At 41.4% G+C, this 16,365-nt stretch carries 16 protein-coding genes and 1 pseudogene; 7 read left to right on the forward strand and 10 right to left on the reverse strand.

The window, feature by feature from the left end; translation table 11 throughout:
* Positions 1 to 301: 301 nt before the first annotated feature.
* The 3 genes and pseudogenes from I588_RS06005 to I588_RS28165 all read left to right on the forward strand — a co-directional run.
* Positions 302 to 1,141 carry a Cof-type HAD-IIB family hydrolase gene (locus I588_RS06005; RefSeq protein WP_010758077.1) on the forward strand — a complete coding sequence of 280 codons (840 nt, stop codon included), beginning with the start codon at positions 302 to 304 and terminating at the stop codon, positions 1,139 to 1,141.
* Between the two features lie 274 nt (positions 1,142 to 1,415).
* Positions 1,416 to 2,087: a hypothetical protein gene (locus tag I588_RS06010; protein WP_010758078.1), complete on the forward strand. Its 672-nt coding sequence runs from the start codon at positions 1,416 to 1,418 to the stop codon at positions 2,085 to 2,087.
* A 157-nt stretch (positions 2,088 to 2,244) separates the two neighbouring features.
* Positions 2,245 to 2,385, forward strand: a pseudogene (locus I588_RS28165) (type II toxin-antitoxin system YoeB family toxin); the annotation flags it as partial.
* Between the two features lie 41 nt (positions 2,386 to 2,426).
* Here I588_RS28165 and I588_RS06015 read toward each other — a convergent pair.
* A complete protein-coding gene (locus I588_RS06015; protein WP_010758079.1) occupies positions 2,427 to 3,320 on the reverse strand; it encodes a helix-turn-helix domain-containing protein in 894 nt (297 codons plus the stop codon).
* An 88-nt stretch (positions 3,321 to 3,408) separates the two neighbouring features.
* Between I588_RS06015 and I588_RS06020 the strand changes: the two genes are divergently transcribed.
* Positions 3,409 to 4,584: a M28 family metallopeptidase gene (locus tag I588_RS06020; protein WP_010758080.1), complete on the forward strand. Its 1,176-nt coding sequence runs from the start codon at positions 3,409 to 3,411 to the stop codon at positions 4,582 to 4,584.
* Between the two features lie 39 nt (positions 4,585 to 4,623).
* On the opposite strand, the gene I588_RS06025 is transcribed toward I588_RS06020, so the two are convergent.
* The 6 genes from I588_RS06025 to I588_RS06045 all read right to left on the reverse strand — a co-directional run bounded on the left by I588_RS06025 (position 4,624) and on the right by I588_RS06045 (position 8,354).
* Positions 4,624 to 5,271 carry a DUF3885 domain-containing protein gene (locus I588_RS06025; protein WP_034693418.1) on the reverse strand — a complete coding sequence of 216 codons (648 nt, stop codon included), beginning with the start codon at positions 5,269 to 5,271 and terminating at the stop codon, positions 4,624 to 4,626.
* A gap of 19 nt (positions 5,272 to 5,290) precedes the next feature.
* Positions 5,291 to 5,590 (reverse strand): hypothetical protein, encoded by a 300-nt coding sequence (locus I588_RS06030; RefSeq protein WP_010758082.1) that lies wholly within the window; start codon positions 5,588 to 5,590, stop codon positions 5,291 to 5,293.
* Complete coding sequence (locus tag I588_RS06035; RefSeq protein WP_010758083.1) at positions 5,587 to 6,474, reverse strand: carbohydrate kinase family protein; 888 nt, start codon at positions 6,472 to 6,474, stop codon at positions 5,587 to 5,589. The genes I588_RS06030 and I588_RS06035 overlap by 4 nt, the downstream gene beginning before the upstream one ends.
* A gap of 11 nt (positions 6,475 to 6,485) precedes the next feature.
* Positions 6,486 to 6,647, reverse strand: coding sequence for a hypothetical protein (locus tag I588_RS27230; RefSeq protein ID WP_155857161.1), 162 nt, complete (start codon positions 6,645 to 6,647; stop codon positions 6,486 to 6,488).
* Between the two features lie 333 nt (positions 6,648 to 6,980).
* Complete coding sequence (locus tag I588_RS06040; RefSeq protein ID WP_010758084.1) at positions 6,981 to 7,946, reverse strand: helix-turn-helix transcriptional regulator; 966 nt, start codon at positions 7,944 to 7,946, stop codon at positions 6,981 to 6,983.
* 141 nt (positions 7,947 to 8,087) lie between these two features.
* Entirely contained in the window at positions 8,088 to 8,354 is a 267-nt protein-coding gene (locus tag I588_RS06045; protein WP_010758085.1) for a hypothetical protein, read from the reverse strand.
* A gap of 388 nt (positions 8,355 to 8,742) precedes the next feature.
* Between I588_RS06045 and I588_RS06050 the strand changes: the two genes are divergently transcribed.
* The gene (locus tag I588_RS06050) at positions 8,743 to 10,251 is read left to right on the forward strand and encodes an IMP dehydrogenase (RefSeq protein ID WP_010758086.1); all 1,509 of its coding nucleotides are present in this window, start codon (positions 8,743 to 8,745) and stop codon (positions 10,249 to 10,251) included.
* An 85-nt stretch (positions 10,252 to 10,336) separates the two neighbouring features.
* Here the strand turns inward: I588_RS06050 and I588_RS06055 are convergent, their stop codons facing one another.
* Genes I588_RS06055 through I588_RS06065 form a run of 3 tightly spaced genes read right to left on the reverse strand, consistent with a single transcriptional unit; the run spans position 10,337 to position 14,402 of the window.
* A complete protein-coding gene (locus I588_RS06055) occupies positions 10,337 to 12,466 on the reverse strand; it encodes a transglutaminase-like domain-containing protein (protein ID WP_010758087.1) in 2,130 nt (709 codons plus the stop codon).
* Positions 12,467 to 12,471: 5 nt separating this feature from the next.
* On the reverse strand, positions 12,472 to 13,473 hold the full coding sequence (locus tag I588_RS06060) for a DUF58 domain-containing protein (RefSeq protein ID WP_010758088.1): 1,002 nt from the start codon (positions 13,471 to 13,473) through the stop codon (positions 12,472 to 12,474).
* Between the two features lie 2 nt (positions 13,474 to 13,475).
* Complete coding sequence (locus I588_RS06065) at positions 13,476 to 14,402, reverse strand: AAA family ATPase (protein ID WP_010758089.1); 927 nt, start codon at positions 14,400 to 14,402, stop codon at positions 13,476 to 13,478.
* A gap of 247 nt (positions 14,403 to 14,649) precedes the next feature.
* Between I588_RS06065 and I588_RS06070 the strand changes: the two genes are divergently transcribed.
* A complete protein-coding gene (locus I588_RS06070) occupies positions 14,650 to 15,543 on the forward strand; it encodes a helix-turn-helix transcriptional regulator (RefSeq protein WP_010758090.1) in 894 nt (297 codons plus the stop codon).
* A gap of 62 nt (positions 15,544 to 15,605) precedes the next feature.
* The gene (locus I588_RS06075; protein ID WP_010758091.1) at positions 15,606 to 16,238 is read left to right on the forward strand and encodes a GyrI-like domain-containing protein; all 633 of its coding nucleotides are present in this window, start codon (positions 15,606 to 15,608) and stop codon (positions 16,236 to 16,238) included.
* Positions 16,239 to 16,365: the final 127 nt, after the last annotated feature.

The raw sequence follows: 16,365 nt of genomic DNA on the forward strand, positions 1-16,365 counted from the left end.
AGCAGGCAGGAATCAGAGATATTCTGGTTCCTGTTTGTTTTGCGTATTTATATATAGTAGAAAAAATTGCTGGTTATTCAAGTTCCTGTTTTACGGAGTAAATACAGAAACAGTTGCTGGAAGTTTCGGATCAGCTTGACCTTTATCTCGTAAACGTTTACCATAAAAGTTGGATAGTGACTAGTGCGACTAGGCTAAACCTGTTAAGAGAAGGCTTTCTTTGAGGCTTATTCCTTAACGGGTTTTTTCATGAATCGGGGGATTCGCGAAGTCTTTCTAATTAAATATTCGAGGTGAAAAAATGGAAAAACTAATCTTTTTAGATGTGGATGGCACGTTGTGCAATGATGCGGGAATCATCCCTGAAAGTGCTAAAGAAGCAATCAATCAGGCGGCAGCGAAGGGTCACCAATTTTTCTTGTGTACGGGACGTTCTAAAGCAGAAATTACGCAAGAAGCATTAGATTTGCCGTTGAGCGGAATTATCGGTGCCGGCGGCGGGTATTGTGAAGTAGACGGGGAGGTAATTTTGCATAAGGTCTTTGATTCGGCGGAATTGTTAAAGCTGATTGAGTTCTTAGAAAGCAACCAGATTGATTATTACTTGGAGTCAAATAAGGGCTTGTTTGCCAGCGAAAATTTGAAAACGGCTTTAACCAAGCTGACTTTAAAAGGTGTTTCGGCTGACAGTGAAGAAGGCAAGTCACGGTTAGGAAAAATTCAATGGTTCATGGATTTGTTGATTGAGGACAAAGAGCAAATTGATTATGAGGACGTCAATAAGGTTTCTTTTGTAAACCATTCGATTCCTTATGAAAAAATTCACGATAAATATTTTGGAGACTTCCAAATGATGCGCAGCACGGTACCAGCATTTGGACCAGACAGTGGTGAAATCGGCATTAAGAATATCCATAAAAAAAGTGCGATTGAAGCAGTTTTGAAGCATTTGGATAAAGATAAGGCCGATACTTATGCGTTTGGCGATGGACATAATGATGTGGAAATGTTTGCCGCGGTTGCCACCGGGATTGCGATGGGCAATGCCTGTGCGGAACTATTAGCCGTTGCTGATGAAGTGACGACCTCACCGGACGAAGACGGGATTGCTTTGGCTTTGAAAAAACACAAGCTGGCGTAAGCTTGAGGGATAGATGACGAACGGGTACAGGACACAACTTTTTGTTTCCTGTGCCTTTTTTATATTCAATTTTCAAATGACAAATGTTATAATTATATAATGATTTTAGTTCTACGCGTGTATTCTTGTTAGAGAAGGAATAAACCAATAGGAAATGTTGTTTTTGGAATTGGATTTATCTAGTTTTTTAATTTTAAAGGGTGCTTATTAAAATGGGGAATAACTTGTTGGTTTCAAACCAAAGAAGTTAAATAATAAAAAAGGGGTTTTAAGGATGGAAAAAGGCAAGAATTTGTTACGTTGGGGGATTATGCTGGTAGCATCATTGTTCCTATTTAGTGCATGTGGGGCTGGTACTTATGATGCTAGTGGCTATGTTAAGAGTATGCTGGATGCACAAACACGAGGAGAATATGATCAATATCTTGAGCTGACAGAATCTACTAAAGAAGACGCAGAGGATCTATATAATAAGGCGATTGAAATGCAAATGGACGCGATAGATGCAGATGCGCTTTCCGATGAATTATCTGAAAAATACGAAGAGCTGTTCAAAAAAATATATAAACAAACAAAATATACAGTTGGTGAAGCAAAAGAGGGTGACGATGACAGCTTCACTGTACCGGTAGAAGTCGAAACATTGCAGTTGTTCGAAGGGCTTAAAGAGGATCTGGCTGATTTTCAGAAAGAACTGACAACTGAAGTGATGGCGCAAATGGCTGAAGACGGTACGGCTCCGGATGAGCAAGAGCTTACCGAAAAGGCATTCCAACGTATGTACGACTTTTTAAATGAAAAAGTAGAAAATCCAACCTATGGTAAAAAATCAACGGTTGAGGTGAAGGTTGCTAAAAACAGCGATGATTTTTATGAAGCCGACCAGTCAGACATGGAAGAAATTGAGAAAAAATTAATTGATACAGATGTTGCTGGCGTCCAATAAATAAGTAGAAACCGCGAAGTCCTCAAGCTTCGTGGTTTTTGAGTACAAGATAGTATACTTTTATATTTATGCTAGTAAACGGTTGGAAAAGAAGGCGAACATGATGCAATCAGCGAACTACTGAGACTTTCAAAATAGTGAGTCTGCTCCAAACGAAGAATTGGGAAAGCCTGAGCCTTTACGTTTTGCTTATTCTGACGATTGGTCTCACAGGATCAATCCAATAGATCGTTTAATTTATCGTGTTGAGGCTGATAGGATTTACTTATTAGCCTGTCGACTTCATTATCAAAAATAAGGAAGGACTTTGCTCATCGTAATCAGCAAAGTCCTTCCTTTTTAAATTGTCCGAACGGGACGAGCCTCGATATAGCCACGATAACCTTGGGGCTCCAATTGAACCCGTGGAGCATCCTCGTCCGACCAAACACAATTACACTGACTAGGATCATAAGCGTCGATTTGCTGCATCAAATCCACAATGGCCGCTTCAAAATGCTTTTCCTCATAGGGTTCTCCCTGGAAAACTAACATGGTGCAGGAAGGTAAATCAATTAAGTCGAAGCCATCTGGAACTTCGCCTACATAATCAGCCGGGACCTCAACACCTTGAGCATAAAGCGAAGTTCCCTTGGGGCGAAAGGAATCCGGCAACCACATGCCCACGGGTTCATAAAGTGCTTCTTTTACACTTGCTAAAATACCCCACACATCACAGCCCGTCTCCTTGGCATAATCAAGGTAAGAATCGGCCTGTTTTCCCCTTAGTAAAATCAGTTTCCTGGCTGGATATTCCATTAAGCGCACATGCAATTTTTGTGCTAGCGGCAGATTTTCAGAACCTGTTTCTTCCATTAAATAATAGCTTTCCACCGGATAAGGATGAAACAACTGTATTGGAGGTGTCTTTTTTTGATAGGCTTTCGGAGGAATGCCAAATTGTTTTTGAAAGGCTCGAGTGAAGCCTTCATGGGAATCGAAGACAAAACCCAAGGCAACATCGACCACTTTTCGCTGCTCATCTCGCAAAACTAAAGCTGCCTGAGATAAACGCAGCTTGCGAATGTATTCAAATGGGGAACTTTGAGTGTATTCTTTAAATAATTTGGCGCAATGCCAGGGAGAATACCCGGCTTGCTGAGCTAATTGATGTAAAGTAATTTCTTCATCCAAATGCGTTTCAATATATTCCTGCATGCGAGTTACTGCAGCAGCGTGTGCTAAATTTGCCATATTATTCCTCACTTTCACAAGGAAGGTCAAGTTTTTCTTCAGTCAACCTCTCATACTTATAGTATCAAGTAAAGAGGAGTGTAGCAAAATGAAATTAATAAAAAAAACAGTCGAACGCCATATGAACAAGCTGTGTGGAGAAATCGGGGCACGTGCTACTGGCTCAATCGCTAATCAGAGCGCCGTGAATTATGCAACTAAAGTATTTGAAAATTTAGGGTATGAAGTCCTTTTACAAGAGTTTGCCTGTATGGATTGGCAAAACGATGGTGCTGAATTGGTGGTTGATGGTCAGCAGGTTGAAGTTTCTGCAGCCGAATATTCACTGCCTTGTGATGTAACTGGGGAATTTGTCTGTGTTGAATCATTCGATCAATTGAAATCCGCAGAGCTTGCCAATAAAATTTGTGTCTTGTACGGCGACTTATGCAAAGAAACTCTGATGCCGAAAAGTATGACGTTTTGGAATCCGGAAGAACATCAAGCAATTATTCGTGAACTGGAAGTTAAGCAGCCGCTAGCGGTAATTACAGTCAGCTTCCTGTCAGAAGTACCAGTACCGATTATTCAAGACGGGGATTTCGATATTCCTTGCGCAGCGGTTAAAGGGAAGCTTTTACCAGTTTTATTAAATAGCCAGGGAGAGAATCAATTGCGCTTGTTTACCGAACGGCACCCAGTCGCCGCCGCAAACGTAATTGCCACTAAGGGAACCGGTAAAAAGCTATCGTTTTCTGCTCATATCGATACGAAACCAACAACACCTGGTGCACTGGATAACGGTAGTGGAGTAGCAGCTTTACTGACTCTAGCAGAACAATTGGCTGCAACAGAAAGCGAGTATCAAATTGAAATGGTTTTGTTCAACGGTGAAGATTATTATTCAATGCCGGGAGAAATGACATTTATGGCTGAATCCTTAACTGATCCGACAGCTTATCATTGTGCCTTCAATGTGGATGGTATTGGAATGCAAGGAAGCAGCACGTCTTATTCTTTTTATGAATTTCCTGCCGAGCTAAAGAACACCATAGAGGAAGTTGCGGCGGTAACTCCGCAAGTGGAGCCAACGAACCCTTGGCCGATGGGAGATCATATGTTGTTTGCTGGAGCGGGCATCCCAGCCGTTGCTTTAACTTCTAGTGAAATCTATAGTCTAATGGAATCTGTGATGCATACACCAAATGATAATTTATCGATTGTAGATTTTGAGCGAATTGCTGAGACAGTAGATTTTATGGAGAAAGTGGTTCATGCGATGTAAAAACGACAAGCAGCTCCGATATGAGGAGCTGCTTGTCGCTTATTTGGTGAAACGAATACCGTAGGACGAAGTCAACACGGTATAGCCCAGCTGCTTCATATCTGTCGTGTAACTATCAATATAAGGCTGGAACTGTTTGGTCAGCTCTAAATAATCTTTTTCTTCCCGACAGAAAACATCGCAGCCGCGATCATCGTAAATGTGCAGGACAATTCCTCTGGTTAGATTAACGAAAATTGTCGGGTTTTTGATACAAGGATAACCAGGGTCCAAATCAGCAAAATCTTGATAAACTAAAGAAGCCCCAATCTTTTGCAAGTTTGCTAGATTTTTTATTGAATAATCTAGTACTCTTAAAATTCCTTGTTCATACAGCAGTGGTCGGAAGCAATCTGAACGAATCTGTGCAGGCCGAAGCAGGTGTTTCAATTGTTTTTTCCAATAAATATACTGAACAATTGTTACAGTCTGCTCTTCAGAAAAAATACAGCCGATCAAGTCTCTTACCGTTCTAACCGTCTTTGCTAGACTTTCTTGGGTGATTTTTTCATAAAAATAGGACAAATTCATTCTAAAGTGATAGCTTTTCTGTTGATCAAAGGTCAAAAAACAATTGCCAATTGCATAATAGGAAAGATAAGATTTCTGTAACTGAGGAATCAGCTGCTGCTTGTAAGATTGAGTCATCATTTTTGCTTCTTTCTGCTTAAAAGATCGCTGTCAACGCTAAAACTAGTAAGGCTACATAAATCAATAGTCCAAATGCATTCCGCGGATTTAGGGTCCAGCCATAGCCAATACCCTTTGGCAGAAAGAGTTTTTTCTCGCTAGATGGGACAATTATAAAACCTAAAATAATGGTTATCGCTATCAGGATACAAGCGAATAAAGGCACCACATGAATGTTAGCTGGAATAATGTGGAACCGACTTCCTGCTAGTAATAAAAAATAAACCATAATGATTATACCTAAACCTAATTGATTCAATCGTTTTGTTCTTTTCATAGTAAATTTTGCACCTCTTTTAATGTTGGAATCGATGTTTGTCCACCAAGCTTTTCTACCGAAAGGGCAGCAGCTGCTGAAGCTAGTCGAATAATTTCAGCCAACGGCAGCTTTTCATGCAAACCATAGGCAAAGGCACCGTGAAAAATATCACCAGCACCAGTCGTGTCGACGGGTTTTGATGGAAAGGCGGGGGTGTGCTTAATGGTCCCGTCCCCAAAGTAAATACTGCCCTGTTCTCCCAAAGTTACCACGAGCTGATTAGGATTTAACTCCGACAGCTTTTTAAAGGTTGCTTCCAACGTTTCTTGTTTGGTTAAGTCAACTGTCACACCTGTATACTGGAAAGCAAAATCCTGGGAACAAACGAGATAATCAACCGTTTCAAACAGCTTGTGACATTCTAGCTTATACGTGCCAGCATCGATCATCGAAATTGCCTGGGGGTATTGTTGCAACCCAGCTAAAGATACTTCTTTTTCGTGTCCATCTAAGAGAATGACTTTTGGGGCTTTTTCTGGCCAAGCGGGTTCAAAATAGTCTTCCTGCAAGGGAGCATTTAAAATCGTTCGATGTCCGTTCTTCTTATTTACTATTATACTACTGATGCTGGTTTTTTGATTCTTTTCTTGGCGAATGCCAGTGGTCTTTACCCCCACTTTTTTCAAGGTTCGCAAAATTTCTTTCCCAAATAAATCCGCTCCAACTCGTGCAATCAAAGAAGTTTCTAATCCCCATAAACCACAGAGATACGCAGCGTTAGCAGCTGGTGCACCCATGCATTCATGCCGATCATAAATACGATATTTTTGATTCTCAACAATAGCTTCCTCCAAGGGGAAAGTAATATCATAAACAGCTTGTCCAATACATAAAATACTCATGGTCTTCCTCCTTACAATCCAATATATTTGATAATGGTTCGAGTGATGATTAACAGAGATACGCAGGAGTAAACTGTTAGCCCGCTAACCTGCATAACTTTTTCGGTATGGCCAATGATGACCACATCGGAATATTTTTCTAAATCCGTTGGTGATTTACAGCAGTAAGTCACTACCTTTGCCCCAATCCTCTGAGCAATTTTTTGCCGATGCTGCCAGCTATAATCTAAATGTTCAAAACTGGAAAGTGCATCTTAAGCTTCCTGTTATAGTTGAATAATCATAGGGTTCATTCTTAGAATCTTTTTCTCATATTTTAACATGAATAGAATGTAAAAAGAGCAAAGTTCTATGGTTTGACTTAAGCGATCTTCGGCAGTCAATCCGCCCTAATCATATTGAAGGCATACACGAAAGAGTTAAGTGTCCCCGTCTCGATTCGCGTCGATATCGAAAAATCAAAGAAAACAGGAGCCTTCGTTTTCTGTAACGAAAGCTCCTGTTGGTTATTTTTTCACCGGGCGCACATATTTCCAATAGCGTTCGGGATCATGATAGACATAGATAATTCTGCCAGGAGAAGTATCGTAGCTGTAACCAGTCCCTTCAAAATCAAAGGAAGCCATAGCCGTTTCCAGCTTTTCTTCGATACTGCGGTTTTCCTGTTCGTAATCAAATGGGCCATGTTCAAAAACTAAATATTCTGCTTCGGGAATATCGGTTAAAGTCATTTGTTCAGGTACTTCCCCGATGTAATCTGCAGGCAAACGCACCCCGTAACACTCAATCCGTGGAAAGCCCCAATCACAAAGTCGTCCGTTGGGATCATTTAGATAGGCCATCAGCTGCCCGCTGCCACTATTAGCCTCGCTGCCGCCATCATCATCCAGCTTTCCTTTAATGCTGTCCAGCAAACCAGAAATCGTATCACAATCCTGTCCAGGAATGCTGCTTTGCTTCTCCCAAAAATCCCAATAGCCGTTGCTTTCGTTGTTGCTAACATGCAAAAACTTGTGGGCTGGAATAGTGACAAAGTAAATCTTAAGATCCTCCGTTGTTTTGATCATACCAATCTCTCCAAATCCTAAAAAGTAGCGGTCAAAGACATGAATTTTTGTACGAAGGACTACTGGCTCAGGATTTTTTCGATACGCGCTGGGCGCAATCCCATAAGTCGTCTTGAACGCTCGGGTAAAGGCTTCATGGGAAGAAAATCCATAATCAAAAGCAATATCCAACAGACTTTTCTCACTATCCCGCACTTCTTTTAAAGCAAAGGACAGTTTACGCCGCCGTAAATAATCACGAAATGGCATGCCAGTGATTTCTTTGAATTTACGTGTGGTATAAAATTCTGAGTATCCCAGCTTGCGGGAGAGAAAACGCAGCGTCAGTGCTTCATCGTTATAATGAGCAATGCATGTATCAATTTCGTCTACAATTAATTGGATTTGCTGCTGCCATTCATACATTTGTTTCACCTCTTTCAACCACCCTACAATTACTATAAGGAAATCTATAGGGTGCCGCTTGATTTTAGTTGCGGTTATTCAATCTTTTCTTTAGTGACAAAGTATATCACTACTATTGCAAAGAGCCTAATCAACAAAGTATTACAGAATATGCTTGTTCATTTTAAATGCGATTGGCAAGCATAAAAAGAAAGTTGCTAGGATAGTGCTAATCAAGACGGTAACAACCAAGCTGAAGATACCCATGTGGCTGGCATTTTCGAAATTTCCTAACGTATTCACTAACACGATAGTCAAACTGATTAAGCTGTTTGCTAGAATGATTTTTTTGTATGCTTCCTTTTTATAAAAGTATACATTGATTGAATATACTGACCAAGTTAATAAGAAAAGTACGATTGTTTCCATTGTTTAAAACTCCCTTTGATTTATTTGTTGAACTAATCATAACCAACAAGTAGGAAAGAAAATACTTACAAAAAGAAACACAAACTTACAGAGTTGAAAGATAGAAGCTTAGAAAGAATTTTCTAATTAAGCATTCAACCTATTTGAGAAATTATACTTACTGACCTTGGGAGGATATGGATATAAAATAGTCGGGAAATTACGGAAAGCTATAGTCTTAAATATTTTAGTCAATTTACCTTCGAATCGGAAATAATTCCAAATATTTTTCTTTGAATAAAGGATTTGGTATGACGCAATATTTTTCAGAATTATCGCTAATTATCGTTAGATTTTTCTGCCAAAATGGTATAATAGCTAAAATTACAAAAAAGGAGTTAATGACAACATGGCCTACTATTACAGTACACCTTCTAGAACCTTCAGCGAGTATCTTTTAGTTCCGGGGTATTCTTCTAAAGATTGTACACCTGACAATGTGCTTCTGGAAACACCGTTAGTGAAATTCAAAAAAGGTGAGCAGCCCGAATTAACGATGAACATTCCGTTGGTGAGTGCGGTTATGCAATCTGTTTCCGGCAGTGATTTGGCTGTCGCACTAGCAAAAGAAGGTGGCGTTTCTTTCATCTATTGTTCACAAACGATTGAAGAGCAAGCAGCAATGGTACGTAAGGTCAAACAAACCAAAGCTGGTTTTGTACCAAGTGACACGAATCTTCATATGGATGGTACGTTGCAGGATGTGTTGGATCTAAAGCATCGAACAGGACATGGCACGATGGCGGTAACAGAGGATGGGACGTTAAATGGCAAAATTGTTGGTTTGGTAACTAGTCGTGACTATCGAATTTCCCGCATGTCAGTAGATACACCAATTAAAGAGTTTATGACACCTTTTGATCATTTGATTTATGGTAAAGATGGAATTACTTTATCAGAGGCCAACGACCTTCTTTGGGAGCACAAACTGAATGCTTTGCCAATCATTGATGAAGACCAGCGCTTGAAGTATTTTGTGTTCCGCAAGGATTATGATTCTCACAAAGATAACCCGCTGGAGTTACTAGACAGCAAGAAACGCTATTTTGTGGGGGCAGGAATTAATACTCGTGATTACAAGGAGAGAATTCCAGCCTTGATTGAAGCTGGAGCTGATATTTTATGTATTGATTCCAGTGAAGGCTTCAGCGAATGGCAAAAAATGACCATCGAATGGGTACGACAAGAATACGGTGACACAGTTAAAATTGGTGCTGGGAATGTGGTTGATCGAGAAGGCTTCCGTTTCTTAGCCGAAGCTGGGGCCGATTTTATTAAAGTCGGTATCGGTGGCGGCAGTATTTGTATTACTCGTGAGCAAAAAGGAATTGGACGCGGTCAGGCTACCTCGGTGCAGGATGTAGCGGCAGCACGGGAAGAATATTTTGAAGAAACAGGCATTTACGTGCCAATCTGCAGCGATGGCGGAATCGTTCATGATTATCATATGACATTGGCTTTAGCAATGGGTTCAGATTTCATCATGCTAGGCCGCTACTTCTCTCGTTTTGAGGAGTCGCCAACGGAAAAAGTCAGCATCAATGGTTCGTATATGAAGGAATATTGGGGTGAGGGCAGTGCTCGAGCTCGCAACTGGCAACGGTATGATACTGGCGGCAAAGAAGGCCTATCCTTTGTTGAAGGTGTCGATTCATATGTACCGTATGCTGGTTCCTTGAAGGATAATTTGGCCGTTTCCTTGAGTAAAGTACGTCACACCATGTGCAATTGCGGTGCGTTGTCGATTAGAGAACTGCAAAAGAATGCGAAGATTACTTTGGTTTCTTCAACAAGTATCGTTGAAGGCGGCGCTCATGATGTAATGGTAAAAGACAATAACATGAGCAGTGAAAATTAATTTGAACAAGCCCAGCATAACTCGTTTGCTGGGCTTTTTTTTTTCGTAAAGAAAAAACCTTCCACGAAAAACGGAAGGTATTAACTTATTTCTTTAGGTGTTCAAATAGCTGTAGATTTTCTTTAATTAAGTCCGTATTCAATGATTCAGCAGGCAGATTGCCATAAATTTCTGCTTTGTATTCTTTTGTTAATGCAACAAATTTTCCGGCAAAATCAGTCTGGACAGCTTCAAATCGCCGGGCATAATCGAGTAAAGGCTCGGAGCCTTTACGAGAAAGCAGCTTATCAGCTCGTTTTAAGAAAACCGAATAACTATGCATTAGCGGACGTTTAGATAGCTTTAGAATCAAGTAAATCTGAGCGCGCAGTGAATATTTGTAGCCAAAGTAACCGGCTGTCACTAGAAGAAGTGCGCCAAGCAATTTCACGATCAGCAGTAAATTTTCTCGCCAATTATTAGTGGCAAAGGTAGCAACTTCTGGTGTTTCCTCCGACGATGACGATGGTTCCGAAGAATTGCTGGTACTTGAGCTGCCTTCGCTACTGCTAGCAGAACTTGGGGTAGAGGAGTCCTCTGTTTGACTATCCTCTGTTGCTGGACGATCTGGATTACTGAAGCTGGGTGTAGGTTCAAAAGGAATCCAGCCATAGCCGGCAAAATAAACCTCTGGCCAAGAATGAGCATGAGAATTACGTACCGTAAAAACCGTATTATCGCCACTGGTTGACCGACGATCTCCAGGCGCAAAGCCCTTCGTCCAGCGTGCGGGAATGCCCAGTGTGCGCAGCATTACCACCATCGAAGAAGAAAAATTATCACAGTAGCCGACTTGAGATTCAAAGAGAAATTGATCAACATAGTCCTGATCCTCTTCAGGAACCACTGCATCCACTTTTGAGTAGCGGAAAGTCCCAGAGTTTTTTAAGTATTCTTCAATTGCCGTTACTTGTCCCAGCAAGGTTGTTTCAGTTTGTGTGATTTCATAAGCTAAATCCCGTACACGACTAGGCAGATTCGCCGGCAGCTGCAAATAATCTGCTACGGTGTCAGTAGGCTGAGCCAAGCTAACATTCTGCAAATGCTCCATTTGATAAGAAACCGGCTCCCATTGATTTTCTACTTCTTTTTCCCCATTATCAGAATCGATAAAATTCACCCGGCCATTTTCTGGCATTTGAGTAAAACCGCTGGCACCTTGAGTCACCCGCAAATTACTGCGACCATAAGGCAATGGGAGATATATCCCGTGATTGAAGAAATGGATGCTGGCAGATTCGGTTGGCTGAAAGCTATTCTGGGCAGAATTACTGTTGATCTCAATCCTCCTACGACTGAATTGTCGCGGCTGAATGCCATCACGCACCTCCCAGCCTTTGCCAGTGTAGGCATCTTTGCTTTCCACGCGCCAGTAGCTATCAGTTTCCTGGGTTGCCTCAAATAGAATCGTGTTGTCGTCCAGCAACGGTCCGCCCAAACTCTGATCATTTTCACTAAAACCGGTCCGTGAAATTGTCGAAGTGGTTAATTCACGGATTTTTCCATACAAGCCAACTCGATTCAAATAGTCTCGTACTGGTGCAGTCCAGGCAGCTAACGGTGTTTGAACTGAAGTCTGGGGCAAGTAATAAGCTGCCCAGCCGACTCCCAAGATTAAACCAGTCAGCAAGACCAGCATTTTTTTCGGTAATTGTTTCCTTATGAATAAAGCGGATAGAATTCCGCAGCCAAAAACAATTGCAATTTGTCCATTCAGCTGAATTGTATTAAAGACAGATAAGGTGAGCAAATAGCCGATCATTAGCAAGTAGCTCAGTAAAAAGCGTTCGAACTGAATCATTAATCCCGCCAGTAAAATCAACAGAGCTAAAAGCAGCGGCAAAGCCACAATCGTAGAAACAGCATTAGGAGAGCCCATGCTGATCTGCTGAAATTGAAAAATTACCTGCTGCCAAAAATTGCTAAACCAGCCAAAGGAAAGCGGCTGATTCAAGGGCACAAAATAATACAAGCCTAAAAAATACATAAACAGACAGAAAAGAACCTTGAACATCGTTTCTTCAAAAAAGCCGATAATTAAACAGATAGCGCCCACAATACTAAAGGACAGCCAAGTAATCGGCAAGTAGTAGACAGTCAAAAATTGGGAAAACACGACACTCAAACTGATAAAGGACAGCAGGGTAAAGGGCGCTTTTTTCATCATATAATCCATTAGACTCACCTGCTTCCTTTCTTAGTGAGCCCAATGTAGTCATAGACAATCACCTGATTGTATTTTCTCAGCTGTTCTATTTGCTCGACTGTTTGCGGCGTCTGCTCTGGTGTGAAAAAGAAAATCAGTTTCTCTGTCAGCCTTGGCAGAACAGGTGCTTCCTCCAACGGCTGGATACGTGCAAAGGCTAAGGCATCCTTTTGAGTTGGGTCCGCAATGTGCTTGCCCAACAATAATTGTTCCACTGGATCTTCTAACAAATCCTGCAAAGAATAATACAAGCTTAACATTGCTTCGAAATGTTCGGAAGGTGCACCCCAAAAGACCCAGACCATTTGAGCATTTCGTTCATTTTCATGTTCACGATATATCAACGTCGACTGCTTGCTGGAAAGCTTCCAGTCAATATTTTTAGGCGTATCCCCGCTGCGATAGGGGCGATAGTTTTTGATGGTAAAGGTCGGTTCGCCAAAGGTTTGATTTTGCAAAGTTTGCTGTAGCTGCAGGGTTTGAGCCAATGGCTGCTTTTGCGGCAAAACCAGAATGTGCTTATTCAGCTGAGCAGTCCGTCCTTTGGTAAATAAATGAAAAAAATCGCTGCTTTGATAATAGAGCTGCAATTCGTGATAAACCCCGCGTTTTTCTGGCCGCCAATTAAACAGCAGCTGTTGTTGACGATAAAAAAGATAGCTGGTGATCACATCGTCGACTGCCGGCTTTGTTACCGAAACAGTCAGTTGAGCCAACGGAAAAAGAGCATTTTCCCGTTGTAATTCTAGCGGCAATTTTACTTTTTCGCCTACATGCGTGATCACTGTTGCTGGTGATTGGGCTTTAATTCCTTTCAACGGCACTAAAAGTGGAACCAAACACAGGACTAACATAAAGGTCATAAATAAAAACAAGGTCCAGCCAATTTCGTTATTGAATATGGCACTGTAGAAAAAGCCCAATAGATAAATGATCATAAAAGTGAGAAGTTTTAGGGATTGTTTTACCACAGGCATCCTCAGCTCCTTATCGGGACAGGGACTTGATCTATCAGCTGATGCATGACTTCTTCAACCGACAGACCGCTGTGGAGAATCAAGCGATGCGCAAACACAGCCGGCAGCAGTTTCTGCAGGTCGCCAGGTGTCACGAAGGTGCGGTTTTCTGTTAGAGCGTAAGCTTTAGCACTTTTCAAGAAAGCGATCGACCCTCGCGGACTGACTCCTAACTCAATAGCAGGATGATTGCGGGAAGCCTCGACTAAGGCTAATGCGTAACGGGCAACTGCTTCATCCACAAAAACCTGGTCCACTTGTTTTTTCAATTCCTCTAACTCCTGCAAGGTTACTACTGGTTGAATCAAGTCCAAAGACTGCTCCCGTTGACCGGTTAATAAACGCAATTCATCTTCGAAGGCCGGATACCCAATATGCAGCCGAAATAAAAAGCGGTCCAGCTGGGCTTCAGGTAACGGATAGGTGCCAGCATAGCTGACAGGATTTTGTGTTGCCAAAACAAAGAAATGAGGATTCAAGGCATAGGTATGATTATCAATGGTCACGTGACCTTCTGACATCGCCTCTAATAACGCCGCTTGAGTGCGGGGAGTCGTACGGTTGATTTCATCCGCCAATAAAATGGTGGTAAAAATCGGACCCGGTCGAAATTCAAACTGATTGGTCTGAGCATCAAAAATGGAAACACCCAAAATATCGCTAGGCAACAAATCCGGTGTAAATTGGACCCGGGAAAAATCACTTTGGATTGCTTTGGCTAGAGATTTCACCATCATGGTTTTGCCAACGCCAGGAATGTCTTCAAATAAGACGTGTCCGCCGGCTAATAGAGCAGTCACGGTTAGCTGAATGACGTTGCGCTTTCCTAAGACTACTTTTTCTATTTCATTAATTAGGGTAGTAATTTTTGTTAAGTTCTGATCAGGCATTCTGTCGCCTCCTTACTGGTTCATTTTCTTTAATTGTACGCGAAATTTAAGAATTCGCAATCTATTCGCTGACTTTTTACTTGGATCGTGAATTTTCTTCCAGGGCTATCTGCTTGCTTGATAAAAAAGAGATTTCATACGACCCGCTTCTTGCAATTGTGAGATATTTTGTTTTGCTCAAAACCCTTGGCAATCCTTTGCCTGCCAAGGTACACTAGTGAAAAGAAAAAATAAATGAGGGAAAACTATGACGAGCAGACGTTTATTGAATATTTTATTGATCCTACTGGAAAAGGGTCAGACCACCGCACCGGAATTGGCCGAAGAGTTTGAGACGTCAGTCCGAACGATTTACCGTGACATCGATGCCTTGAGTGCAGCTGGTATTCCTGTCTATACCACTCAGGGACAAGGCGGAGGTATTTTTATCAATCAGGATTATGTGCTGAACCGCATGGCACTCTCTCACGAAGAGCAAGAAAAAATTTTGATGGCGCTGCAGGAGCTGTCATTAGTAGAAAGTCGACAATCTGATGCGTTGCTGCAGAAATTGAGCGCTTTGTTTAAGACCTCTGCAACTGACTGGTTAGAGATTGATTTTAGCCAATGGGGGCTAGAGAGCAAGCAGCTGTTGGATCCTTTAAAGCAGGCGATTTTTAACAAGCAATTGGTTCGTTTTTGTTATACTAAGCATCAGGGGGAGACAGAACAACGAATTGTTGAACCTCATAAGCTTATCTTCAAAAACAGAGATTGGTATCTATATGCGTTTTGTCAGCTGCGGCAAGATTTTCGGTTATTTAAGTTGCAGCGGATCAAACAGCTGGAAATTTTATCCGAAAGCTTCCAGCGAAGAATAATCCCAGATGTGTTGAGTAATCAAGCTGCGGCTGTCGATGAAAAAATTGCGGTCACTCTATTATTTGCACCAGCTTTAGCTCATCGTGTTTATGAATATTATGAGAACGTTTCGCAACAGGCGGATGGACGTTTTTGTGTCACCGTGGATTTACCTCACAACAATGAACTGTACAGCTTCCTATTGTCCCTAGGTGAGCAGGTGGAAGTGGCTGCTCCTATGAAGATCCGTCAAGAATTGAGTAAAAGAATCAAAAACATGCTGCAGAATTATCAAACCTGACACTCCTTGTCAAGTTCCTCTTGTTAAGATAAAGGTATCAAAGAAAGAGAGGAATTCAAAAAATGAAGCATGAATGGAAAAAACACGAAAAAGAATTGTATGGTGTTACTACGAAACCTCAAGTACTCCAAATACCTAAGCAAAAATTTATTACTATCAAAGGTGCAGGTGATCCTAACGAAGCTGCTTTTTCTGACCGAGTCGGTGTACTATATTCGTTGGCTTTCCCAATTAAAATGGCCTTCAAGCGTTTAGCAGTAAATAGCAAAAAACAAAATGGTCAGTTCAGCTACACCGATTACACGGTTTATCCGTTGGAGGGGCTGTGGACGACTACTAATCCAGACAATCTGCTAGACAAGTCGAGTTTCCAGTACACTCTGATGATTCGTCAGTCTGATTATGTCACCGAAGAATTATTCCAAGAAACCTTAGCTGCAGTCAAAAAGAAAAAGCCTCATCTCCTATTAGATGAAATCAAATTTGAAACGATAGAGGAGGGACTGTGTATTCAAGCATTGCACAACGGGTCCTTCGATGACGAACCAGCAACCTTTGCCAAAATGGCACAGTTTGCTCAATCCCAAAATCTGCAGCGGAGTCACCATGATCACAGAGAAATTTATCTGAATGACGCACGCAAAACCCTGCCTGAAAAACGCAAGACAATTTTACGGTTTCAGGTGGAAGAATAATTGTAAAGAAGCGGTCCGACAAGAATCAGACCGCTTTTTATACATATATAATAGAAGAAATACGACAAAAACTCTGATTTTTTCTTCAATTTTTCATCAAATATGGAGTCAGTGAAGGAAAAGCATT

The organism is Enterococcus pallens ATCC BAA-351, from assembly GCF_000407485.1.
Classification (GTDB): Bacteria; Bacillota; Bacilli; order Lactobacillales; family Enterococcaceae; genus Enterococcus_A; species Enterococcus_A pallens.